This window comes from Gluconobacter morbifer G707 (genome assembly GCF_000234355.1).
Lineage (GTDB): Bacteria > Pseudomonadota > Alphaproteobacteria > Acetobacterales > Acetobacteraceae > Gluconobacter > Gluconobacter morbifer.
Genome location: NZ_AGQV01000001.1, coordinates 174,428 through 198,045 on the forward strand (window position 1 = coordinate 174,428; position 23,618 = coordinate 198,045).

The following is a 23,618-nucleotide window of genomic DNA, read 5'->3' on the forward strand; positions in this document are numbered from 1 at the left end:
TCAGCTTTTCTTGTCTTCGGTCTTCTTGGGCTGCGGCAGGGGCTTGAACATGGCCCGGCAGCGCGGAGAAAGCTTGTCGATCTTCTTTTTCATGCAGGCTGTGATCTTGGCTTCATTGGGGATGGCCAGCGTGCAGAGCCGGAGTGCATCTCCCTGACAGGCGTCTTTCTGTTCTTCGCGGGTTGCCGCCGAAGCGCCGGACGCCAGAACGAAGGACAGGCAGGTCAGGGCGATAAGTGAATGTTTCATAAACTGTCTCCTTGCGTTTGTAATCGTCTGACCCTTTTGCCGGTTTCAGGCAATACACACTTTAATAAAAAACAACTTATCAGTCTTTCTTAATTAAGACTTCTGCAATCCATTTTATTCTTACCGTCCATTATTTCGAAGAATACGTGCAAAACGTGCATCCGAGGTGGGTGGTGTGGGCAGGAGCGGCTGTGACGGCTGGACCCCGATGGTGTCAGGAACAGGCGCGCCGGGGCGTAGCGTCAGGAGCAGCGTTCTGGCGCGCGCGGCGTCCAGGGTTGAGGCCATGCAGTAGAAAATGGTGCGTGATTCCCGTCGTGATTCGATGAAACCTGCCCGGCGCAGGGCCCCAAGATGCTGGCTCAGGGTGGGTTGTCCGATACCGGTCAGGGTTTCCAGTTCACTGACCGCATGGGTGCCATCCATCAGGGCAGACAGGATCATGAGGCGCTGGGGTTGGGCCAGAAGACGCAGCCAGTCCGTGAGAATGCGGCTTTCGTCGAGTGAGAGAAGTGTCATGAGCGATCCTTCGTCCCGGAACGCAGGAACCACTGGGACCCGGCCTGCAGAACGGCATCCTGTGTCTGGAGGGGGAGGGCGAGGGTAGGGTGGCCCGGCTGCCAGTTTTCCGGCGTCAGGCCATGTCCGCGATCCACTTCCTGAAGGGCGATCAGAAGGCGCAGGAGTTCTGAAACGGAGCGTCCGACCGCGGCGGGATAGGTCAGGGTCGCCCGGATGATGCCGCCCGGGTCAATGATATGGACGGACCGGACGGTCGCGCTGTCCTGCGCTGCAGGGTCCAGCATTCCGTAAGCTTTCGCAACGGCCATGGTCGGGTCTTCGATGATCGGGAAAGGAATATGTGTGCCGAAGCGGGTTTCTATGGCTTCCACCCATGCCAGATGGGACGGAAGACTGTCGACAGAGAGGCCCAGCAGGATACAGTCATTTCTGCGGAACTCGTTCTCTTTCCGGGCAAAGGCGATGAATTCGCTGGTGCAGACAGGCGTGAAATCCGCAGGATGCGCGAACAGCAGGACCCAGTGTCCCCGCAGGGCACTCATGACAAACTCGCCGTGCGTGGTGCGGGCGGTGAAGTCCGGCGCTTCGTCACCGAGGCGCAGGGGCGGGAAGGCAACGTCTTCAGGGAGAGGGCCGTTCATGATCCTGTTTTCCACAATACGAGAAACCTTGACAACTTATAGTTTATGTATTTATTAAATCAATAATAAGTTCTTCACGAAACTTTACAGAGCCCGAGGTCAGTCCCGTGTGTGATGCAGCAGTTCAGGCCGCCACCGCCCAGATCCTGAGTGTCGAGGCCGGTAAGGCGCCGTCTCCTTCAGTGTGCACGTTTTTCGACGAGGCAACGAACACTGCCACGCATGTCGTGCATTGTCCCGTTACCCGCCGTGCCGCCATCATTGACAGTGTGCTGGATTATGAAGCGGCCTCCGGACATATTTCTTACGGTTCCGCACGGGCCATCGTGGATTATGTCCGTCGCGAGGGGCTTACGGTCGAATGGCAGCTGGAGACCCATGCTCATGCGGATCATCTCTCTGCCGCGCCGTGGTTGCAGGAGCAACTCGGCGGGCGGCTGGGGATCGGCGCAGACATCAAACGGGTGCAGGAGGTCTTCGGAAAGATTTTCAACGCCGGAACCCGTTTTGCCCGTGATGGATCGCAGTTCGATCACCTGTTCAGGGACGGCGAGCATTTTTCCATCGGGGAACTGCCCGTGACCGTATTGCATGTGCCGGGTCATACACCCGCTGACATGGCGTTTGTCATCGGAGATGCCGCGTTTGTCGGGGACACGATCTTTATGCCAGATTTCGGGACGGCCCGGGCTGACTTCCCCGGGGGCGATGCCCGGCAGCTCTACCGTTCGATCCGCCGGCTGCTGTCACTGCCGTCCGGGACGCGCCTGTTCCTCTGCCATGACTACAAAGCGCCGGAGCGCGATGATTATGTCTGGCTGACCACCGTGGGGCACGAGCGTGCGCATAACGTCCATGTTCATGATGGCGTGAGCGAAGAAGACTTCGTGAAGATGAGGACTGCCCGTGACGCCACGCTCTCCATGCCGAAGCTGCTGATGCCTTCCGTGCAGATCAACATGCGCGGCGGTAACCTGCCGGAAGCGGAGGAAAACGGCGTCAGCTATATCAAGATTCCTGTCAAACGTCTGTAACCGGTTGTCCTTTTTCCCGGTTTAAGAGTGCCCGTCAAACGGAGTTGTTTAATGCCTGTTCGTCGCCTGTCCGAAACCTATGCCGTTTCTCCTCAGATTACGCCTGAAGAGATACCGCAGCTGAAGAAAGACGGTTTCCACAGCATTCTCTGCGTCCGACCTGATGGTGAATCTCCCGGTCAGCCGACAGCACAGGACATCGCGGATGCCGCGCGTGCGGAAGGACTGGGTTTTGCCTCCATTCCGGTCGTGGCCGGCACGTTGCCGGATGCGGAAACGGTGCAGGCAATGAGGAAGGCGCTGGGAACACTGACCGGGCCTGTCCTCGGATACTGCCGGTCCGGTACGCGGGCGGCCCAGCTCTGGGCGCTGGCGCAGGCGGGCACACGAGGGACGGGAGACATCATTGAAGCTGGTTCCCGGGCCGGGATTGACCTGGGTGGCCTCAGGCGCCGTCTGGATGCGACGTCCGCGCCTGCTGTGTCTCCCCGGAGCGATGCATCTCATTTCCAGGTTCTGGTCGTCGGCGGCGGAGCCGGGGGGATTTCCGTGGCGTCCAGCCTTCTGAAACGCAACGGCAACCTGTCGCTCGGGATCATTGAGCCCTCAACGGAACATTTCTATCAGCCTGGATGGACGCTGGTGGGGGCGGGCGTTTTTCAGGCGGCCCGGATGCGGCGTCAGGAGGTTGACCTGATGCCGAAGCAGGCCGTCTGGCTGAGAAGTGCGGTCCGGACTTTCAGGCCGGAAGCGCGCGAGGTCCTCCTGGCGGATGGGACGGTCGTTTCCTACGACGTCCTGATTGTGGCGACGGGTATCGCACTGGACTGGGATGCCATCCCCGGTCTGAAGGAAACGCTGGGCAAGAATGGCGTCACGTCCAATTACCGTTTCGATCTCGCGCCCTATACCTGGCAGCTTGTCCAGCAGCTTCAGGGTGGAACCGCGATCTTCACGCAGCCACCCATGCCGATCAAATGTGCGGGCGCGCCACAGAAAGCCGTCTATCTGTCCTGTGACGAATGGCGGCGGCGCGGAATGCTGAAGAATATTTCCGTCGAGTTCGATACGGCGACACCGGGGCTGTTCGGCGTGAAGGAATTTGTCCCGGCACTGATGGAGTATGTTCACCGCTATGCTGTGGATCTCCAGCTAAATTCAAAACTGGTTTCCGTGGATGGCCCGAACCGCACAGCCGTTTTCGAGCGCAAGGGCGATAACGGACCCATCCAGGTAGAACGGCAGTTTGACATGCTGCATGTTGTGCCGCCGCAGGTTGCGCCCAAGGCCGTTCGCGAAAGTGCGCTGGCTGGTGCCAGTGGCTTCGTGGAGGTTAATCCGTCCACGCTACAGCATGTCCGTTTCCCTGAAGTTTTTGCGCTGGGCGATGTGATTGCGACATCCAGCGCCAAGACGGCTGCGGCGGTCCGTGTGCAGGCTCCTGTCGTGGCGACGAATGTTCTGGCGGTTCTGCGGCATCAGGGGCTGGTCTCGTCGTATGACGGATATGGCGCCTGTCCGCTGACAGTGGAAAACGGACGCATCGTGCTGGCGGAGTTCTCCTATGATGGCAAACTGGCTCCGACGCTTCCGACCTGGCTTCTGAACGGGCGCAGGCCAACCCGTCTTGCCTGGTGGCTCAAGAAATACGTCATGCCTGTGCTGTACTGGGACGGGATGCTGAAGGGACACGAACTGATGGTGGCGCCCAGGCCGCTGAAGCCGGAAGGCAAGAATTAACCCGGCCATGCTGCACATTGTGCTTGAGCTTCTCTGCGGACTCATCATCGGGTTTACGCTGGGGCTGATCGGTGGGGGAGGCTCCATCCTCGCCGTACCGCTGATGGTCTATGTCGTGGGGGTGAAGAACCCGCATGTGGCCATCGGTACAAGCGCAATGGCGGTTGCGGTGAATGCGCTGGCGGGTGTGATCAGTCATGCACGGGCCGGCACCGTGAAGTGGCGATGCGCGGCCATTTTCGAGCCATGCGGCGTGATTGGGGCGCTTGGAGGGGCGGCTCTGGGCAAACGGGTGGACGGCCAGCATCTTCTGGTCTGTTTTGCGCTGCTGATGGTGGTCGTTGGCGTGCTGATGCTGCGCGGACGGCGCAACAGGGGGATCGAGGGCGCCGCCTGTAACCGGCAGAACGCCCCCAAAGTCATGGGAGGAGCGCTGGGGACCGGCTTCCTGTCCGGTTTCTTCGGGATCGGGGGTGGTTTTCTGATTGTCCCGACGCTGGTGGCCTGTACCGATATGCCGATCCTGTATGCGATCGGAACGTCCCTTGTTGCCGTGGCAGCGTTCGGAGCCAGTACGGCACTGAGTTACATGCTGTCAGGATTCGTGGACTGGACGATGGGCGGGCTGTTCATCGCGGGGGGTGTCGTGGGGAGCTTTCTTGGAATGCGGGCTGCGCGCAGGTTGTCCGGTGCGGGAGAGACGCTGACGGTTCTGTTTGCCACTGTGATCTTCGTGGTGGCGGCTTACATGCTCTGGCGCTGTCTGGCGGTTGTTTGAGTACGCCGAATCCGGTGCAGGAAAGATATTATCGGCAAACAGCCGCTTCAGAATGGAATATGATTACAGAAGGGCTTTCATTCGTAATTTCTTTCTGTATCGATATGACGCGGTGTGACGGGAGCAGGAAGGCGGGTGTGATATGGTGATGGATCTTGGTGCGAGACTGCGGTTTGTCCGGACGGCCCGCAACCTCTCCCAGCGTGAACTGGCCAAGCGCACGGGTGTCACCAATTCCACGATTTCGCTGATTGAATCCGGAGACATGAATCCTTCGGTTGGCACGCTCAAGCGCGTGCTGGACGGAATCGCCATTTCAATGGGTGAATTTTTCAGCATCGAGCTCGAACAGGAAGAAAAGTATTTCTACAAGGCGTCCGAACTGATGGAGTTGGGTCAGAACGGCGTTTCTCTCCGCCAGATCGGGCAAACGCAGATCGGGCGGACTCTTCAGGTCCTGCATGAGCGTTATGATCCTGGAGCGGCGACCGGCCGCACGCTTTACGCTCATGAGGGGGAGGAAAGCGGGATCATCCTGCGGGGAGCCATGGAAATCACGGTCGGTGAACAGAAACAGGTGCTTAAACCTGGAGACGCCTATTATTTTGACAGCCGTAAGCCACACCGCTTCCGGTGTGTCAGTGAAGAGGCATGCGAACTGATCAGCGCCTGTACACCCCCGACTTTCTGATGGGCTGCGGGTATCCGTGGAATTCCGGGTGGCTGCGGTTTCGGCATGGGACGAATTGGGTGGAAAGAATGGCAGCGCGGAGCTGTCCTTGGTGGCAAAGTCGCTTCCAGCGTCGCGGAAGTCGGATATTTCCCCCATGGCAGGCTTCTCGCGGAATTGTGGTGCGGAGGCTGCATTTTCAGATATGACATGGATCATGTCGGCGCAGCCAGCGCCCATGGTGATCAAAAAAAACTGAAGGCTGGTCGTCTTCCTGTCCGGCGCGTTGGCCGTATCCGGCGTGAAGGGATGGGAGGCTGCATATGTCAGAAAACAGACGGGACCGGGTCAGGATCTGGCCTCTTCTGATGATGGGCTTCATGTTGCTGGCCGGTGATCCAGTGCGGTATGGCCATGCGGAAACCATTACCCGCGTCGCGGATATCTGCCCACATGTCATCAGTCTGCTGCGGATTGACAGTCAGCCTCTGCTGAAGGCTGTAGACAGCCTGAGCCGCCAGACCCGATGCCCGGTCATGATTGACCGCAGTCTTTTCCTGAAAGCCGTCAGCGCGAATGTAAACGGGAAATACCTGCCACGGGATGCCCTTGAGCAGCTGATGAACAACCCGGATTTCGAAGTGATTGAAACGGTGGATGGCCTGGTGGTCTCTCCCCTGACCTACAGGGCCAGTCACCCGCAGGTTTCTCCTGCCTGAGGGTCGGTTCAGGAGCGCGTGCCGTCATTGCGACGGGCATGGAGGGCCCAGCCAACCGCTACAATCAGGGCCGCGGCAGAAAATGTACCACACCAGACGGGGAGGGCCGTGGATGGACGGCTGTAGACGCACAGACCCAGTGCCAGCAGAGGACAGATCCATCTGATGGCTTTTGATCGCATTGATGACGGAGTGAACACGATATGGGCGTAGCGCTGCATCTTGGGTTCTGAGAGAGCCTGAAGAAACAGGGTGATGGTCCAGAGCAGCGTGGAGAGCGCGGGGATCACAGTCGTCGCGCCACCTGAAACGAGCAGAGCGCGGCCAGCAGGGCGACCAGATCCGTAGCGGCGAAGACGGTTGGCGCATGAAACGGCGTGGCGCCCGGGCGTGTCAGGAAATCCAGCGGCGTCAGGAGTGTGCCGGCAAGAACCAGCCCCCATAGAAGGGTCTTCCAGCCTGCGAGCGGATAACCGGAACAGCTCGTGATCAGCCCCACAAGAGCGCTGAAGGCCCATAGGATGAAGAAACTGCGCACTTCCGCTATGGGGCGGTCGGGAATTCCTACGGGAATAAGGCGGTTGGCCCAGAGAACGCCGAGTATTGCAAAGGGAAAACCCAGGATAACGGAGATGGCCAATCCTTCGGCCAGCCGGAAGACGGGCAGATGACCGGATTGTCGGCGCCGTTTCATGAGGAAGAAGATCAGGCCGCTGGAGATCATGACCGTCCCTGCCAGTCCCGACAGGAAATACAGCCAGCGCATGCTTGGCCCCGCCCAGCGGCCATAGTGAAGACCGGTAAGAACGGCCTGCGTGCGCGCGATGGGCGTGGTCAGGAATGCAGAGCCGGTCTGCTTTCCGGTTTTCAGGGAAAAATCGATATGGTCGCGCGTGAGTTCAGGACCGGAGGCATCCGTGCGGCTGACCAGGAGCGTATCACCCGAGAACAGGGCGAAACCGGCAGGCCCCAGAGCAGCCTCTGCATGCGTCACCATACCGGAAATGGGGGGAATATCCTTCGTCGTGACGGGAGGTGGCGGCTGTGCGGTGTTGGCGGGTGCGGAGGTAAGGGCTGTCCTGAGAAACGTGACATAGGAAACCGGCGGCAGAATGGTCCGGACGTGGATGAAGGCGCCGGTATAGGCCATCACGATGGCGAAGGGGATGAAGGGCACGCTGGACAGGACATGCACGTCCAGCCAGGCGCGCAGGCGCTGAGCATGGGGGCGCAGCAGGGTCAGGTCGGATACGAGGCCCCGAAGGTGGATGATGAGCCCGGAGCCGAGCATGACCAGCAGGGCCGCCCCGGAGAAGGTGACGAACATCATGCCGGTCTCGCCGCTGCGCAGGGAAGCGTGGAGATTGTAGAAGAATGTGCCGCCTGCCGTCTGCCGGACGGGCAGGGGTGTTCCCGTTCCCGGATCAAGCGGAACGCTCAGGAATTCCGCGCCGTCATAATGCTGGATACGCAGATAGGGATCACGCGGGGAAGGGAAGGTGATGAACGGCCATTTTCCTTCCACCATGAGGCTGTGAACGGTGGGTAATGACCGATCCAGCGCGTCAGCGGTGGGAGAAACTGCTTCCGGTGGCGCTTCGGGCTGAAGCCAGCGGGTCAGTTCGGTATCAAAGACGGAGACGGTGCCGGAGATGAACACGCAGACAAGCAGCAGCCCGAATGCGAAGCCGATCCAGGCATGGAGCCATCCCATGCGTGTACGAAGGGTCTCATGCATCAGTGATGGATCAGTGTGGCCAGGCCGGCGAGGACACAGACACTGATGCCCAGCGCAAGCCCCTGCAGACGGTTCCGCAGTCCGAAGATCAGCAGCATGAGGACCGGCAGTGCTAGCAGGGCGATCACCTGGCCCAGCGCGGTCGCCTCACCCTGGCTTCCCGGTCCCCATGATGAAAACCCCAGCGTGATGAAATGAGCTGTCATCCACGCCAGTACAAACGCCAGCAGCGCCTGTCCTGTCCAACGCAGGGCAGGGATTGCGGCCTTGGAGCGACGGTTGGAAGACGTCGGCAAGGTCAGCAGTCTGCACGCAGGGTTGGCATGATGGTCCGGGGGCTCCGTAAGCATTGTAGAGGGACGTTGATGATAGCGCATACTGCTGATGATGTTGAGAGTCATGTGCAGCATGCGGGAATGGTTTTCCTGACAGCAGGATCAGAAAGCGTCAGATGTTCCGTCTCGCGGGATGATTGCGTCTGAACGTGCTGTTGTGGGAATAGATGGGCGCACCTGCCGACATCCTGGCTGTATGTGTATGGGCTGAGGTTCGGTGGTGAGGCCGGATTTTTCACATGGGGCGAGGAAAGCCGGAATGGATCAGGTCTTTGAATGTCTGTTCCGTCGCTGGTTGATGACCGCCCTTTTGCTTGCAGGCCGAGTTCCTATGGCACATCCGAACAGGACAGAAAGGAGAATTTTCGTGTTCAGACGGACGCTGGTCGGGTGCGCGTGGAAAGGTGGGGCCACTGGTGATGAAGGGGGCTCAGACCGGGATGCTGGGCAGATGGCTCTTCTCCTGAACCAATGCCGAAACAGTTCCATGAATCATACTTATGGAAGTGAGCGCCATATCCGGCGTTTGAGCAGGAACGTCAGCACCGCCATGAGAGCCAGATAGGCCAGAACGAGCCAGCCGGTTTTCCGGCGTTCTTTCCAATGGGGATGAGCCACGCTGTCCAGAAACGTGGCAACATCCGCGGCCATCTGTTTCGCGGTGGCGGACGTGCCATCAGGATAGGTCAGCATTCCATCATGGAGGGGCGGAGGCATGTCGATATGCTTCCAGCGGAGGGCGGTATTGTAATATCGGCCTGGCTGGAGATGAACGCCTGACGGTGGCTCAGAATACGAAGTCAGAATTCGGCGGATCTGCGCCGCGCCACCGGGCAACGTCAGGGCCAGCCGGGAAAAATCCGGGGGGATGATCCCGTGATTGGCCATCCGGGCCATGGCTTCGGACGGATAGGGTGAGAGGATATGGTCTGCCGGTCTGGCGGGACGTGTTTTCGGATCCCCGTCATCATCCAGACCATCCGGCATCTGATGCTGTCCGGCCCAGCCTTTGATGTCGGTCGGTGGTAGGTCGAACGCTGTCATGTCTTCGTATGTAACCGAAGCCATGCCATGACAGGCGCTGCAGACCTGCTGGTACACCATGAGGCCGCGCTGTTCCGGCGTGTTTCGGGGGGCGGCTGTGGCGGAGGAGAAGCCGGACAGGAGCAGCAGCAGAAGCAGAGAGAACGGGAACCGCGTCATGGGTGGTCCTCCGGTGCTTCGAAAGCGGAGTCCGGAATTTCCCGCTGGGCGCAGAGCGGCATGACCACCAGAAAATGAAAGAACCAGTAAGCGGCGGCGATTCGGCTGAGCCAGAGCCAGGTTTCGGTCGGACGATGCATGCCGGCAAAACCCAGAATCGCGAAGGACAGGAAAGCCAGTGGCAGGGACAGACGCGCCATCGGACGACGTGTGGCAGGGCGGATGGGGGAGCGGTCCAGCCAGGGAAGCGCCAACAGGACCGCGAGGCTGCCGGCTGCCAGTCCCAGTCCGCCCAGCTTGGAAGGTACAGCGCGAAGAATGGCGTAAAAGGGCGCGAAATACCATTCGGGCGTGATGTCTTTCGGCGTGATCAGTGGATTGGCCTGGATGTAATTGTCTGCGAGTGTGAGCAGGTCGGGACAGAAGAAGATCAACCCAGCATAGACCATTAGGAACAGGCACAGCGCGAAGCCATCCTTGCTTGTATAATAAGGATGGAAGGGGAGAGTCTGTTCCGGGTGGACAGGGTCGGTTCCGCTCGGATTGTTGGATTTCGCGACGTGAAGCGCCGCCACATGGAGGCCGATCACGCCCAGGATGGCAAAGGCCATGGTGAAATGCAGGACGAAAAGGCGATGCAGGGCGACATTTCCCAGACTGTCCCCGCCGAAAAGCCAGACCGATAGGGTGTGGCCGACAAGGGGAACGGCGTTGATGGCGTTCACGATCACCGTCGCTCCCCAGTAGGACATCTGGCCCCAAGGCAGAACGTAGCCCGCAAAAGCCGTGACCATGATCATCAGCATCAGACCGAGGCCCGTCAGCCACAGCAGTTCGCGCGGGGCCTTGTAAGACCCGTACCAGAGCCCGCGGCCGATATGGATGTAGAGCGCTGCAAACAGCATGGTCACGCCTCCCATGTGCAGGGCGCGGATGAACCAGCCCGAAGCAACCTGACGGTCAATGGTTTCGACGCTGGCAAAGGCCTGTGTGATGTCCGGGGTATAATTGATGGCAAGGAACAGCCCGCTGCAGAGCATCAGCGCCATGGTGACGATCAGGAATGCCCCGAAGCTCCAGAGCGCATTCAGATTCCGGGGCATGGGAAACGTGATGTATTCCCGGCGGAAAAGCGGAATGACCGGCAGTCTGCGGTTCAGCCACCCGGTAGCCGTGTCCTGTGTTCCGCCGGATGCGGGGTCTCTGGAGGGACCGTTGGTCATGGGAGGCCTTCAGATCTGCTGGATGTCCGACATGCTGAAGCGCGGATCGCCCGCACTGTGACCGATGCCGAGTTTCGTAGGAGTAAGGACCGTGACCGGAGGAACGGGAAGGTTATAGGGCGCGGGTGCATGCCGCAGGACCCGCCCGGCTGCATCGAAATGGGATCCGTGGCACGGACAGAAATATCCGCCTTCCGCCTGGGGCGTTGCACCCGGTTTTTCAAAGGAAGGAACGCAGCCCAGATGGGTGCAGATTCCGATGAGGACGCCATATTCCGGCCGGACGGACCGGTGCCAGTTGGTTGCATCGCGCGGCTGCTGAAGGATTTTCGAGTCCGCGTCCCGCAGGGCGGCAAGATGCTCCGGCCTGCGCAACGCGTTCAGCATATCCGGTGTGCGGTGCTGGATCAGGACGGGCCAGTTCCGCCACTGCACCATCATGCCCTGTCCGGGAGCAAGAGGCGTGAGGTCAACCTCGATCGTATCGTCGCTGAACGCGGCGTTCTCGGTGCCGTTCAGGCTGTTGAGGAACGGGACGGCCAGTGCGCACGCGCCAGCGCAGCCGAGTGCAACCGTTCCCGCCGCGAGCAGATCCCGCCGTCTGGCCGGGCAGGCTGATGGGGAAGAGGTCGTGGAACTGGCGGGTTCGCGGTCTGTCATGTCAGACACCCTTGAGAAGGATCGGCGTATATGGTGAGGCGAGGTGGCGGGCAGGATAGGCCGTTTTCAGGAAAAGGGGAAAGGGAGGCACAAAGATGTTCCCGGTCGTCATGGAATAATGATCCCTGTGCGGGGGCGGTCATGAGTGGGTGGAGTAAGTCCCGTGACGGAAAAGAAAATTGTTTTCATGGAATATGGAGAAAGAAAACCGTATTCTGCCGTCAATTGACGCGATGTCCTGAAAGTCCTGATGATGAAGTCCGCGCTGTTTCTGACGATTTTCTGTCTGTCTGCCACATCTGCTCTGGCGGCGTCGGACGGGAAAGCTCTTTATACGGGCAAATGTGCCGTCTGCCATCAGGCTGGAGGCATGGGGTCTCCGGGCCAGTTTCCGCCACTCCGGGAACGCGTCGGGAAAATTGCGGCCTCTCCTGAAGGGCGGGCCTATCTCGCGACTGTTCTGGTCAATGGCCTTCATGGGCCGCTTACGGCAGCCGGCAGCCATTATGCAGGCTTCATGCCGTCCTTCGGATCAGTCTCGGATGAAGACATTGCCGCTGTGCTGACCTATGTAGCGTCTCTGGGCTCAAGGAAAGATGCGCCTGCCATTTCGGTGGATGACGTCAAGGCAGCGCGAGCAACCCCGAAAAAGGCCAAGGAGATCCTGTCGCAGCGGCAGGCGCTGGAAGCTGAACATCCTCTTCCCTGAGCGGAAAATGACACTTTTTGAAAGGTTTCAAACGGGATTTCGTCTTGTAGGGCAGCCCGGAGCGTGCGTAGGGTAAATGAAAATCGCAATGTGAAATCACTGTCTGGAGGGGGAAATCGTGGCTTATCTGGAAACTTTACCGCTAAACAGCTCGCGTCTGTCTGTTCCGCTGTCCTCGCCCCTGGCCACGCGTGCCCCCGGGCGGCCGGTTAATCAGATGCTGAAGGAGACTATCCTCTCCGCTATCGCCAAAGTCCTGACGGAAAATGGGTATCAGGGTCTGACAATCAGTCGGGTTGCGAAGGCGGGAGGCGTCTCCACGGCAACCGTTTACCGGCGCTGGCCAACGAAGCAGGCCATGTTCTTCGATGCCATCCGTCAGTGGCGTGATGAACTGACGCCACAGGCCGACACAGGAAGTTTCCTCGGAGATGTGGATACTCTGATTGAAGCGCGGATCCGCTTTCTGGCCACCCCTCTGGGACGGACAGAGGTGGTCCCCATTTTTCGGACAGGGCGATAAGCTATCATCTGGCCTGAACGAGGACGGGTTTTATGGGCAAGGTTACGCGGAAACGGTATGCGGCAGAGTTCAAGTCACGGGTTGCGCTGGAGGCGATCCGTGGGGAACTGACGCTGGCGGAACTGGCTTCGAAACATGGGGTACATCAGACGATGATCGCCCAGTGGAAACGGCAGGCGATCGAGGGGATGGCGGCGACCTTTTCCGGGAAGACGGTGGCTGAGCCCCCGGTCAGCCCAGCTGACGTGGAGAAACTGCACGCGAAGATAGGCGAACTTCTCGTGGAACGGGATTTTTTGCGGGATGCCTCTGCTCGGTTGGGCGTGATCAGAGGCGGCAGATGATTGACCCGAAGCGAGCGCGTCTGCCGATAATCCGGCAATGCACGCTGCTGCAACTCAACCGGTCGGGCGTCTACTATCGGCCTGTGCCACAGAGCGAGGCCAATCTGGAGCTGATGCGGCTGATCGACGCCCAGTTCTTGGAAACGCCCTATTATGGCTCACGGCAGATGACATGGCATCTGCGCCGCCTGGGACATGAAGTGGGCCGCAAGCGGGTCCGGCGGCTCATGGCGATCATGGGCCTGCGGGCGATCTACCAGAAGCCGCGCACGACCGTGCCCCATCCGGAGCATCGGAAATATCCATATCTGCTACGGGATCTGGTCATCAATCGGCCTGACCAGGTCTGGTGTTCCGATATCACATATATTCCCATGAAACGGGGATTTCTTTATCTCGTGGCGATCATGGACTGGTTCACGCGCAAGGTCCTGTCCTGGCGTCTGTCGAACACGATGGACGTGGAGTTCTGTATCGAGGCGCTACAGGATGCCCTCATGCGCTATGGCGCCCCGGACATTTTCAATACTGACCAGGGGTCGCAATTTACGACACCCCGTTTCAGCGGGATACTGGAAGAGCGTCAGATCCGCATCAGCATGGATGGGCGCGGTCGCTGGCTGGACAACGTGTTCATCGAGCGCCTGTGGCGGTCGCTGAAATACGAATGCGTCTACCTGTACGCGTTCGAGACCGGATCAGAGCTGAGGGCCGGGCTTGGCAGATGGATCGCCCATTATAACGAAAGGCGTCCGCATACGGCGCTGGCTGGACGAACGCCCGATGAGGCGTATCATGACGTGCCGACGCCATCTGGTCCGGGGTTAACCCCGGACCAGATGGCCAACAGCAACGCCGTCAGAAGGGCGGCATAACAACAACCGGGTATAGCTTATCAAGCCCGCAAAACTGTCCGAACGGACGGGACCACCTCAGACTTACGGGACGCTTCTGGGAGAAGCCGTGCATGATCCGGAGTTCGGGCGCGTCCTGCGGGAAGTCAGTATCGAGCCGGCATGGCAGCAGATGCAATGTTTCCTTGAGCGGGCAAGGCTGCGTGGGGAGCCTGTCTTCGCCTGCCATCCGGATACGGCGCTGGACATCCTGCTGAGTACGATCCACTTCCGAGCTATGGCCCTACTTTGTTCGGAAACGGTGGAGACCGAGCAGAATATCCGTGATGTCAGGGCGCTTGCTCGGAGCCTGATGACGCATTGAACGGATCGGCAATCGGAAAGATGCTGCTCCGCGTCAGAAACTGCAGGAAATGCGCCCGCCGATAAAGCGGGGTGTCCCAGGAATATAGAAGTAGTTTGTGGTCGCCATACCGCCGCTTTCGAAATAGCTGCGGTTCAGTATGTTAGTGGCGTAGATCGTGGCTTCCCACTTGCCGGAAGCGGGATGGATGCTGGCATGGGCTCCCAGCAGGAAATAGGGGGGCAGCCGGTAGAACCCCGTGCCACCCACGGCAATGGCCTGACTGTCACGGTAGGACCAGTCCGGACCGAAATCGATTCCGAGCGTCCGTGTCAGGGACTGGCGCCATTCCGCCTGACCGTTGAGGGTCAGCTTGGGCTGGCCGTTATCCACCCCGGCAAAGTTGGTGCTGATGTTTTTCCAGACGCCTGTCTTGGCGTAATAGGCATTTGTTTCAGCGCGGTTGACGTTCAGGAAGTCCTGATAATTGCCACGCTGCCAGCCGATATTCTGCGTCACGAAAATATGGCGGACCGGATGGAATTCGATCGTGCCTTCGAAACCCCAGCTCTCGGATTTGGGGACGCTCGTGATTTCACTTAAAGGACCATAATTCGGGATCAGAACCGTGCCGACGACCTGCTGGTTGTGAAAATCATTATAGAAAGCCGCGCCGTTTAACCGGAGCCGGCCGGGCAGGGGATCACTCTTGAAGCCCACTTCATAGGTCAGGACACTTTCAGGGCGAAAAGAATTGAGCTGGGCCTGGATCTGCGTGTTGTTGGCGGAAAAGCCACCGGGTTTGAAGCCCTTGCTCATCTTGTAATAAACGAGCGTGTTCTGGGTTGCCTGCCAGGAAATTCCGACCTGCCCGGCAAACTGGGCGGATGCCGTGCTTTCAGGCAGAAAAGTCTGGGTGGTGCCACCGAAAATCTGGGATTGGAAAGACGTCAGGGCGCGGTCATCGATTTCATGAAGAAGCCCGGCGAACAGAGTGATCCGGTGGGGCAGGCGATAGCTGACATGCCCGAACTCGGACGTGCTTTCCTGATTCATGCCAAAAGACGTGGCCATCATGTAACCGCGTGCGGCATAATCCGTATAATCAAAGAAGAACCTCTGCTTCATACGGCTGCGCTGGTAAAAGGCGCCGACGACCCATTGAAACGGATTTTCGGAATTGCTCGACCCCAGACGAAGTTCCTGCGTGAAGGTATTGGCGCTGATCGTCCGATAGGTGTCGGCTTCTGAAAGAGCCGTGGCGTCCTGATCGGTATATTCACCTTCGCGTTCAGTCTCGAAAGCGCTGACAGAGGTGAGTTTCGCAAAGCCGAAATCATGATCCACATGCAGGTCCCAGCCCCAGAACTGGTTGTGTTCGCTGGGCTTGAGTGTCCGGGGACGGCCGACCAGGTCTGCGAACTGAGGGCGGATCGACCATTCGGCCTGGCCGCCCGAAAGTGTCGGAAGAGTGGTGGCCCCGATCAGCCGGTGGATAGGAACGCCGGTAACGACCTGACTGTTATCCTGCACGAAATGCCCCGACAGAAGAATGGTCGTTCGGCTGTCCGGTCGCCAGCGCAGCTTGCCACGGAGGGCCCAGGAATCCGCATCGCCTAGATGCGCTCCCGTCACCGGATCCTGCTGCCATCCTCCTCCCTGTCTTGTCTGTCCGGCCAGCCGGAAATCCAGTCCTTTTGCGAGAGGGCCGGAAACGTAAGCTTCGCTCCGGCTGCGGGCATAGGATGCAATGTCCTGACTGGCGCCATAATGCCATGTATCTGTCGGATCGGCGGTGTGGAAACGGACCTCGCCACCCGTATCGGACTGACCATGCGTTGTGCCGACAGGACCGGGGGTGACAGTGGCATCGGCAAGATCGAACATCAGTCCACTGGACATGGTCGAAAAGGCAAAAGGAACGTCGTCGAAATACGTCAGGACGGTCGGCAGGTTGTTCTGGGTGAAGTCATTGAAACCTGCCCCGCGGAGGTAGAAATTGGTCGAGGCCGTTCCATTGATGGACTGGATGGTGAGGTTGGGAGCGACACGTTCCATGTCCCGAAGGGTAACAACCCCACGCTCGATCAGTCTTTCGGCTGTCAGTCTTGTATCGGCATCAGCCTTGTGCTGTGCGGCCTGAAAGGCAAAATCGGTTCGGCGCGCCGTGACGGAAATGGTTTCTGCCTGCCGGGCTCGAACATTTTTCGGAGGGGCCGGGTGTGACAGGCCGTGATGGGGTTTTGCGACGCGGGAAGCTGCCAGTGCCGTTGATGTGCTGAGGAGACCTGCGCCCAGAAGAAGCGCCTTGCGGAACGGCATGAGGGTAAAAAGTCTCCGACAGGATATAAAGAATTTATGTGTTAAATACTGTAGAATGCGGAATTGTATTTAACAAAAAATTTCAGAGCAGCGATTGTTCTGGATTGACGGGCAGGTATCCCGGAATTTTTCTGCCCAAGGCAACGTAAGAGAGCAGGAGGCATGTAACGGGAGAATCAGGAGCACAGGAGGACGGACTTCATGTCGTCTTTGGATAAGATATTCCCGGTATGGAATTTGATGTCCTCCCGTGAGAGCGGGGGATATAAAAAGCTTCCCTGAATATAATCGCATCCCAGAGCAACTATTTTACGGTAATCGGATTGCGTTTCGATCCCTCCGATGGCCGATTTCATACCAACCTTATGGATGATATCGATAATATTCCCAAGAACTGAGAGGTCCTCGGAGTTTTCCTGGAAGATGAAGGATGGTAGTTTGAGCCATTCAAAAGACAGGGCTCTCAGGCGGAACAGGCTTTTCATGCTGAAATCATCTGCGTCGAGCATCAGGTGAACACCGCTTGCCCGGAGCCGTCTGAAACAGTCTTCCATGCTTCTGTTGATCCGCTCGGGAAGGGATTTTCCTTTGATGGACAGGAGGACTTTTGCCGCGCAGGCCGTATTATTTTCCAGAAGGGTGCAAACATTCCTTATGAAATCCTGGTTCTGGAAAACTGAAACATCAACCTCCAGGATGAGCATCGAAAAATCAACGTTCTGCTCGGCTAGGTACTGGATATCCTGCACGATCCTCTGAAATGCCAGAATATGAAACAGGGGTGACAGGTGAAGATCTTCCGAAACGAGGGAAGAAATATCTCCCTGTCCTGGCAGAAGCGGAATATGAGGCCAGTATGCTCTGATCTCAAAAGAGATGCTTCGTGTTGCCGGAGAAAATACAGGATAGTAGAGGAAATGAATACCGCCCGGGCGTAGGGTATCCGCGACGGCTTTCTTGACTGTCGTTTCTCTTTCCACTTCGGACTTCATGTCCGGCTTGTAATGCTGTACCCGGTTTTTCCCCGCTCTCTTGGCCACATACAGGGCTAGGTCAGCACATTTCAGAAGCTCTTTCTCTTTGGCAGCTGTATGCTCGGCATAGGCGTATCCGATGCTTGCGCTACAGTAATGGGTCATGTCCCGTGTCCGGAAGCGAAACCGCACGGCGGACAGTACTTTCTCCAGAAACGGCTGGAATTCGGTTACGTCATTGCTCTTCATGAGAAGAGCAAATTCGTCCCCCCCAATGCGGCCGATGAAGCAGTCATCATTCTGGAATTTCTGCAACTGGCGGGAAAATTTCTGAAGAAGACGATCACCGGAAGCATGGCCGGATGTATCGTTCACGGTCTTGAAGAAATCGATATCCAGCAATGCCAGACAGACAAAGCGGTGCCCATCAGCCCGGATAAATTTCCGTAGCTTGTGAGTGAAATGATGCCGGTTGGGAATCTGTGTCAGGGAGTCGGTATTGGCCGCTTTGAGAAGGTCTTTCCGGCTTTTCCGAAGCTTCTCTTCGGCTGTCTTACGAGACGTGATGTCAAAGCGGATGGCGACGTAATTCGTGATTTTTCCTGAACCTGAACGACGAGGAACAATAGTTGTGTCCACCCAGTAGAAAGAACCATCCTTGCGGCGGTTACAGATTTCGCCGTGCCAGACTTTTCCTTGTGCAATCGTCCGATAGATCGTGCGAAAGAAATTACGATCATGCCGTCCGGAACGAAGCATCCGGTGATCATTTCCGATCAGTTCCTCACGGACATACCCGCTTATCTGGACGAATTTCTCGTTTACGGACTGAATGATACCCTTGGTGTCCGTAACCGCGACGATTGCGGAGCAGTTCAGGGCATGCAGAACAAAGGAATCATGCGCACCTCCTGCCCAAGATCGGAGTGGGATCAGGGAGTTTTCGTAGAACTGGTCGGGGTCTTCCTTCACACTGTCAGGCTTTCCGGTTGCGCTACCATACCTTAGAAGGGAAAGGTTAAGGAATGTTTAAAACTATATTTACTCAAAAGAGATAATTTTCAGGCTGGAGAAATAACTCTGAACAGGACACGGGAATATACTCGTGGCCTGTTGTTGTATTCCCCAACAAAAAATCCGGATACTTCAAAAACATGTTTTTTATGTTTTTGTATCAATGAATATCCGGAGAAAATTCTGTCTTAGCGAGCGATCCATGCAGCAGTGATGGCCGGGCTGATTAGGGTGCTGATCAGCTGGTTGAACTTGTAGAATCGGTTTGTCTTGGCATTGGCGATCAGCAGGACGTCCTTGCTTTTCATGGGGATACGCTGGGCCAAGAAATAATTGGCCGGATTCATCATGTCGAGCTTGTAGACTACCGGAACGCCCAGCGGTGTCGCAGGTGTCGTCAGCCCCAGCTGTTTCGCGGCAACGGAGTCTTCAAACCGGAACAGGAAGACGGCGTTGGGATCAGCGCTGGAGTCTTTGGGACCGCCAATCCGTGCCATGGCTTCGGCCAGTGACAGTTGCGGGGACCTGAATGGCGTTTCCGTGACGCCTTTGCCTGCCGCTCCGAAGACGGTGTACGTACGGGGCTGGTAGACGACATGAATCCTGTCTCCGGGGCGGGCGCGGATGTCTTCATACGGATGGGATTCAAGTGTTCCGAGATCCGTAGCGCCAATCTGGTTGCCCCGGACCAGTTCGACATGCGTATCTTCCGGCGGGTATTCCGACCCGCCGGCGATAGCGACGACATCCGACAGCCGCTCCTGTGCTGTACTCAGGACGACGCGACCAGGCCGATGCACTTCGCCAGATACGATAACCGTGTTGGCAATATCGCTGGCGATCCTGACCATGACCTGCGGGTTCTGGGATTTTCCAGCCAGATTACGGCGGATCTGTTCTGCAACGATCTGCGGTGTCAGGCCTGCGACATGCATCTGACCTACATAAGGAATGGCAATCGTTCCATCGGCTTCCACCTCGGTCGGAGGAAGATTCTGATGGGTTACGCCTGCTCCCCCCGATCCCCCCCCAGATATTCCTCCGCCTTCCATGGCCCCTCCACCGCTGCTGGGAAGAGAAGCCGCACTATCTCCGCCTGAAGAAAACAGCCCGCTGCCTAGTTCGAAAATGGTAATCGTTAGGACATCACCGGGGCCAATCCTGTCATTGTGCGCCACGGGGTTGTTGGCGCTGTCCATGCTCGAAATCAGTGGCGGCACCTCTGACGCAAGAATGGTAGTCAGCTGCGGGGTGACAGGCAGGATTTCGAAACCCAGTGTATTCGAATTCTGGTTTCTGGCCGCATTCAGGACGCCGCTTTCCGTTGGCGCGCTTTCGGGAATGGTGTTGCATCCTCCCGCCGTCAGAAGGGCCAGCAGTGAAAGACCGCTCATGAAGCGTTGCATGGAAGTGAGGCGCAAAGTGGACGAAGCGGGCATGCGGCGTTTGGCCTTCCAGAGTAGATAAGTCAGCGCTCATGCGCCGGACATGGCTGCAAAGCAGGAGAGGGATTAGCGGAAAAGAGGGGGAAGAGGTAAGTCCCTTAGGGCAGGTGTCGTCATTAACATGTTTCCAGAACCGTTCTGTAAAAACTCTTCAGGCGTCTGGCGTAATCGGATTGCGTGAATTTGTCGGCGCGCCTGAGTCCGGCCTTGATCAGCTTCATCCTGAGAGCCTTATCCCCGTCAAGGCGTGAAAATGCGTTCGTCAATGCATCTGTGTCCATGGGGGGGACGAGAAGTGCCGCATCTCCGGCAATTTCCTCTGTGGCATGTCCCTGGCTTGTGATGACCGGCGTGCCGAGTGTCATGGCTTCGATGATCGGCAGTCCAAAACCTTCTGCCAGGGAGGGAAAGACGATAGCATGCGCTTCCATGATGGTGCGGATCAGGGCCGGACGAGGGCACCAAGAGACGATCCTGACACGCTCGGGAGCCGGGTGAGTGTGCAGGGCTGACATTTCCTCGGCTGCTCCGAAACCGGGTGTTCCGATCAGCGTCAGGGGGCGCAGGGAACGCGAACGGCCATGTGCTTCGATGATCCGTCCGATGTTCTTGCGGCGCTCAAGGGAGCCGAAATACAGATAACCATCAGCGGGGCAGGGAGCCGGAGCAGAGCGGGCCCTCTGCAGGAGTGTCGGAGGAAAGGAGACCGCCTGTGACAGCACAGTGATGCGCTCGGGCGGGATCTGCAGAGTGGCGACCAGATCTTTCCGGACAGCATTGGAAACCGTCACGATGGCTGTGGCCCGGGAACAGCATTCCTGCAGGAGGCGCCGCATCTCGGTTGTGGAGAAGGCCCCGAATTCCGGATGGAGAAGGGGAATCAGGTCATGGATGGTGACGACATTCGGTATGCCTTCCCAAGTCAGGGGTAAAGGATAGGTCCAGTGCATCAGATCAGGTGAGGAGGCACTCCGGAGGCGTGTGAATCTATGGAAGGTACGGCTGCGGACCGTGGCTGTCCGGTACACGTCTTTCACAAGATAGTGACCGTCTCTTAGGCGCACTGTCCGCGCCGGAGCGATGGAACGAAGGAAGCGTGCGGCTTTTTCCAGCGGGCGATGAGCATGCGTACCGGGAAGGGCGTCGTCTTGCAGCCAGACAGGCGTGTCACCTGCCATCTGGCAGCTTTCCGCCAGCACGGAAGCGTACGTCGCTACGCCAGTTCCGTCGGTACGACTGACGGTACGTGTATCAAGACCGATCCGCACCGGGTTTCAGCGCCGTTTGCGCAGTTTCGTTCCGACGATATGGTCCCAGACGGAAGAACTGACGCCGAAATTGGTTTCAGGAGCCGCGAAGTGATGCACGAGATGGTGCCGCCGCAGAAGATTCAGCGGCCACTGGCGCATGGGATACTGATGACAGGCATAATGGATCAGGTCGTACAGGATGTAGCCTGCCAGAAAACCGGTGAAAACAGCCCGTCCGTCATGACCATCCAGAAACGAGGCGATCAGCCAAAGAAGGGCGGCAATGGGAATGGTCACGCTGAGCGGCATCATGTTCCGTTGGGCATCCGCCGGGTCATCATGGTGATTGCCATGGATGATGAAGATCAGCTTCCGGCCCGCAGAAGACTGGAGGTTGAGGTGAAACAGGAACCGGTGCGCCAGATACTCCGTGATACTCCAGATCGTCAGCCCTGCCAGGAAAAGACCGGTAAAGCGCAGGACTGGCATGGGAAATGACAGGTGGCATGCCAGTAGGAAAACCAGGGCCCAGACAGGCAAAAATACCTTCATGGGCATGAAGGTCAGGCATTCAAGCCAATTGTTCCTGAATAACCTGACGGACATGTTTCGGGTCTCTCGTTTCAACTCTGTCAATCGTTCCCAGTGTCCGCAACGAATGGGGGAAAAAGGGGTTCTTTTCCGAAATTTCAGGCACCACCCGGCCCTGCTCTGAGCATGACCCAATGCCATCTGGCACGAAATCTAGACATTTTTGTGGGTGTGTCTATCGAAGCACTGAAAAGCAAAGAAAATTATGTGTCACAATGTAACCTATCTGCCACGACAATTGCCTGTTTCCAGTCCCAGCTCTTCAAGCAAAAGATGATGAAGGGCGGCCGGGGAAAGATCCCTATGGATGGAGGAACGTGACCGGGGCTGTCCATAACGCCGGAGCAAATACGGGGTCTGGCGCGCGGCGACGGGCATATTGACGCCCGGGATGGACGGACGATGGTCTCCGAAAAAGACCAGTACGGCTTTTTTCCCACATGCGGTCAGTTCCTGGTCCAGCTTGTCCAGAAGGGCGTCACCATGGCGCAGATGGGCAAGATAGGCGTCCAGCGGACTGTCGCTATTCGCCCGGCCTTTGTGCCAAGGTCCATGGTTCTCCATCGTGACTGTGTAGATCAGTCTGCGTTCGGGAGAAGGGTCGTGAATCATTGTGGTCAGTTCACGTCCGATGGCTGCATCGCTGACATACGGGCCGTGGTAGTCAGAAGCGGTGAAGGTCTCTGTCGAGATTACCCGGTTGAAACCCATCTGTGGCATGAGGGTCTGCCGGTCGTAGAAGCGCATGTCATGAGGGTGAAGAAAGACACGTTTTCCAAACAGGCGGGACAGGCGGTTGGGAAGGGCGAGGGATAGTTCGCCACGGGCACTCAGGAATGGATCATAGGACCGGAAACCCAGTTCCTGTTCGGTCCGTCCGAAAAGGACGGCATATTCCGTCCGCATGGTATAGGCGCCGAACCCGCTCACCTCCAGATTGCCGGAAACCGTATCCTGTGTTTCCGCTGTCAGGCGCGATAGTGTGGAAAGAGGCGGCAACGCTGTTCCAAGAACGAGCGTCTGCGGATCCGCAAAGGATTCACACTGCACGATGATGACGAGATCCACATTGGGCGCATCGTCCGCGGGGAATGGAGAACAGGGAAGAGGATTGTGCTCCCCGTGCCAGCGTAGACCATAGATTACAAGTGTTGCCAGAAGGCCGAAGCGGGGCAGGTCTGCGGGGAGGTCGGGGCGGAGCATGAAGGTGCGCCGCCACCGTGTGTTCCACAGGATGTAAAAGGTACCTCCCGAGATCAAGACAAAACAGAGCCCTGCCATTCTCTGGAATGGACTGAAATGGACGGTTTCAAAAAGAAGGACGCCCAGAGCCAGTGGAAGCATCAGAAGAGTGATCGCCAGTGGTCGGGGAACCGCATCCAGATAAAAACGCGGATACCGGAGGAAGGAGGATGCGACGGCGACATCACTGAAGATCAGTGACTCTCCCAGAACCCGCTTCTTCAGAATGGAAGAAACCGTCAGCAGGGCAACCAGCAGGATTGTTCCCCCGGCTGCCAGCCAGGGATTTCCGGTTGCGGCAACCAGCAGGCCGTACAGCCCCGCAGCAAGAAAATCACGTGGAAAACCGTCGATAAAAGACGGGAAACGTCCGGAAGCCCGGCTGTCAACTAGGATAACGCCCAGAAGTGCCACTATAGCGGCAGAAACAAAATCAGACATTTCCTAATATTTTCATTCAATCTGCCCCAGAATTGCCCGGAAGCCATCTTTTTA

General features: G+C 57.8%; 24 protein-coding genes. 9 read left to right on the plus strand and 15 right to left on the minus strand.

Features of this window, described 5'->3' with window-relative positions:
• The 3 genes from GMO_RS00715 to GMO_RS00725 form a co-directional block, all read right to left on the minus strand.
• The gene (locus GMO_RS00715; protein ID WP_008850307.1) at positions 1 to 249 is read right to left on the minus strand and encodes a hypothetical protein; all 249 of its coding nucleotides are present in this window, start codon (positions 247 to 249) and stop codon (positions 1 to 3) included.
• A 120-nt stretch (positions 250 to 369) separates the two neighbouring features.
• Positions 370 to 768: an ArsR/SmtB family transcription factor gene (locus GMO_RS00720; protein ID WP_040507317.1), complete on the minus strand. Its 399-nt coding sequence runs from the start codon at positions 766 to 768 to the stop codon at positions 370 to 372.
• Positions 765 to 1,412 carry a peroxiredoxin gene (locus GMO_RS00725; RefSeq protein ID WP_040507318.1) on the minus strand — a complete coding sequence of 216 codons (648 nt, stop codon included), beginning with the start codon at positions 1,410 to 1,412 and terminating at the stop codon, positions 765 to 767. The genes GMO_RS00720 and GMO_RS00725 overlap by 4 nt, the downstream gene beginning before the upstream one ends.
• A 107-nt stretch (positions 1,413 to 1,519) precedes the next feature.
• Between GMO_RS00725 and GMO_RS00730 the strand changes: the two genes are divergently transcribed.
• The 5 genes from GMO_RS00730 (at position 1,520) to GMO_RS13465 (ending at position 6,353) form a co-directional block, all read left to right on the plus strand.
• Positions 1,520 to 2,446 (plus strand): MBL fold metallo-hydrolase, encoded by a 927-nt coding sequence (locus GMO_RS00730; RefSeq protein WP_008850310.1) that lies wholly within the window; start codon positions 1,520 to 1,522, stop codon positions 2,444 to 2,446.
• Positions 2,447 to 2,497: 51 nt separating this feature from the next.
• On the plus strand, positions 2,498 to 4,186 hold the full coding sequence (locus tag GMO_RS00735; RefSeq protein ID WP_008850311.1) for a bifunctional protein tyrosine phosphatase family protein/NAD(P)/FAD-dependent oxidoreductase: 1,689 nt from the start codon (positions 2,498 to 2,500) through the stop codon (positions 4,184 to 4,186).
• Between the two features lie 7 nt (positions 4,187 to 4,193).
• Positions 4,194 to 4,964, plus strand: a complete 771-nt coding sequence (locus GMO_RS00740) for a sulfite exporter TauE/SafE family protein (protein WP_008850312.1) — start codon at positions 4,194 to 4,196, stop codon at positions 4,962 to 4,964.
• Positions 4,965 to 5,106: 142 nt separating this feature from the next.
• Positions 5,107 to 5,655 carry a cupin domain-containing protein gene (locus GMO_RS00745; RefSeq protein ID WP_008850313.1) on the plus strand — a complete coding sequence of 183 codons (549 nt, stop codon included), beginning with the start codon at positions 5,107 to 5,109 and terminating at the stop codon, positions 5,653 to 5,655.
• A gap of 302 nt (positions 5,656 to 5,957) precedes the next feature.
• Positions 5,958 to 6,353, plus strand: coding sequence for a hypothetical protein (locus GMO_RS13465; RefSeq protein WP_008850315.1), 396 nt, complete (start codon positions 5,958 to 5,960; stop codon positions 6,351 to 6,353).
• An 8-nt stretch (positions 6,354 to 6,361) separates the two neighbouring features.
• On the opposite strand, the gene GMO_RS00760 is transcribed toward GMO_RS13465, so the two are convergent.
• From GMO_RS00760 to petA, 6 genes are all read right to left on the minus strand, one after another.
• Positions 6,362 to 6,643: a hypothetical protein gene (locus GMO_RS00760; protein ID WP_008850316.1), complete on the minus strand. Its 282-nt coding sequence runs from the start codon at positions 6,641 to 6,643 to the stop codon at positions 6,362 to 6,364.
• Complete coding sequence (locus GMO_RS00765) at positions 6,640 to 8,091, minus strand: PepSY-associated TM helix domain-containing protein (RefSeq protein ID WP_008850317.1); 1,452 nt, start codon at positions 8,089 to 8,091, stop codon at positions 6,640 to 6,642. Before GMO_RS00765 ends, GMO_RS00760 begins: the two co-directional genes overlap by 4 nt.
• Positions 8,091 to 8,501: a hypothetical protein gene (locus GMO_RS00770; protein ID WP_040507319.1), complete on the minus strand. Its 411-nt coding sequence runs from the start codon at positions 8,499 to 8,501 to the stop codon at positions 8,091 to 8,093. The genes GMO_RS00765 and GMO_RS00770 overlap by 1 nt, the downstream gene beginning before the upstream one ends.
• Positions 8,502 to 8,924: 423 nt before the next feature.
• Entirely contained in the window at positions 8,925 to 9,629 is a 705-nt protein-coding gene (locus GMO_RS00775) for a cytochrome c1 (RefSeq protein ID WP_008850320.1), read from the minus strand.
• Positions 9,626 to 10,852 (minus strand): cytochrome b, encoded by a 1,227-nt coding sequence (locus tag GMO_RS00780; RefSeq protein WP_008850321.1) that lies wholly within the window; start codon positions 10,850 to 10,852, stop codon positions 9,626 to 9,628. The genes GMO_RS00775 and GMO_RS00780 overlap by 4 nt, the downstream gene beginning before the upstream one ends.
• Before the next feature lie 9 nt (positions 10,853 to 10,861).
• Positions 10,862 to 11,512, minus strand: coding sequence for a ubiquinol-cytochrome c reductase iron-sulfur subunit (gene petA, locus GMO_RS00785; protein WP_040507320.1), 651 nt, complete (start codon positions 11,510 to 11,512; stop codon positions 10,862 to 10,864).
• 250 nt (positions 11,513 to 11,762) lie between these two features.
• Here petA and GMO_RS00790 point away from each other — a divergent pair, with 250 nt between their 5' ends.
• The 4 genes from GMO_RS00790 (at position 11,763) to GMO_RS00810 (ending at position 14,306) form a co-directional block, all read left to right on the plus strand.
• Positions 11,763 to 12,221 (plus strand): c-type cytochrome, encoded by a 459-nt coding sequence (locus GMO_RS00790; RefSeq protein WP_008850324.1) that lies wholly within the window; start codon positions 11,763 to 11,765, stop codon positions 12,219 to 12,221.
• A gap of 217 nt (positions 12,222 to 12,438) precedes the next feature.
• On the plus strand, positions 12,439 to 12,744 hold the full coding sequence (locus GMO_RS00795) for a TetR/AcrR family transcriptional regulator (protein ID WP_008850325.1): 306 nt from the start codon (positions 12,439 to 12,441) through the stop codon (positions 12,742 to 12,744).
• 32 nt (positions 12,745 to 12,776) lie between these two features.
• Positions 12,777 to 13,963, plus strand: a protein-coding gene (locus GMO_RS00805; RefSeq protein WP_139064332.1) for an IS3 family transposase whose coding sequence is annotated in 2 segments (ribosomal slippage) — positions 12,777 to 13,047 and positions 13,047 to 13,963 — 1,188 coding nt in all. Because the reading frame shifts where the segments join, the coding sequence is not laid out codon by codon here.
• 88 nt (positions 13,964 to 14,051) lie between these two features.
• Positions 14,052 to 14,306: a hypothetical protein gene (locus GMO_RS00810; RefSeq protein ID WP_008850327.1), complete on the plus strand. Its 255-nt coding sequence runs from the start codon at positions 14,052 to 14,054 to the stop codon at positions 14,304 to 14,306.
• Positions 14,307 to 14,339: 33 nt separating this feature from the next.
• Here GMO_RS00810 and GMO_RS00815 read toward each other — a convergent pair whose 3' ends face one another.
• From GMO_RS00815 to GMO_RS00840, 6 genes are all read right to left on the minus strand, one after another.
• Positions 14,340 to 16,607, minus strand: a complete 2,268-nt coding sequence (locus GMO_RS00815) for a TonB-dependent receptor (protein ID WP_008850328.1) — start codon at positions 16,605 to 16,607, stop codon at positions 14,340 to 14,342.
• A gap of 176 nt (positions 16,608 to 16,783) precedes the next feature.
• On the minus strand, positions 16,784 to 18,553 hold the full coding sequence (locus GMO_RS00820) for a sensor domain-containing protein (protein WP_008850329.1): 1,770 nt from the start codon (positions 18,551 to 18,553) through the stop codon (positions 16,784 to 16,786).
• Between the two features lie 230 nt (positions 18,554 to 18,783).
• The gene (locus tag GMO_RS00825) at positions 18,784 to 19,989 is read right to left on the minus strand and encodes a polysaccharide biosynthesis/export family protein (RefSeq protein ID WP_139064333.1); all 1,206 of its coding nucleotides are present in this window, start codon (positions 19,987 to 19,989) and stop codon (positions 18,784 to 18,786) included.
• A gap of 167 nt (positions 19,990 to 20,156) precedes the next feature.
• A complete protein-coding gene (locus tag GMO_RS00830; protein WP_008850331.1) occupies positions 20,157 to 21,308 on the minus strand; it encodes a glycosyltransferase family 4 protein in 1,152 nt (383 codons plus the stop codon).
• Between the two features lie 6 nt (positions 21,309 to 21,314).
• Positions 21,315 to 21,842 (minus strand): sterol desaturase family protein, encoded by a 528-nt coding sequence (locus GMO_RS00835; protein ID WP_175282556.1) that lies wholly within the window; start codon positions 21,840 to 21,842, stop codon positions 21,315 to 21,317.
• 261 nt (positions 21,843 to 22,103) lie between these two features.
• Positions 22,104 to 23,564 carry an LTA synthase family protein gene (locus GMO_RS00840; protein WP_050801368.1) on the minus strand — a complete coding sequence of 487 codons (1,461 nt, stop codon included), beginning with the start codon at positions 23,562 to 23,564 and terminating at the stop codon, positions 22,104 to 22,106.
• Between the last annotated feature and the right edge of the window lie 54 nt (positions 23,565 to 23,618).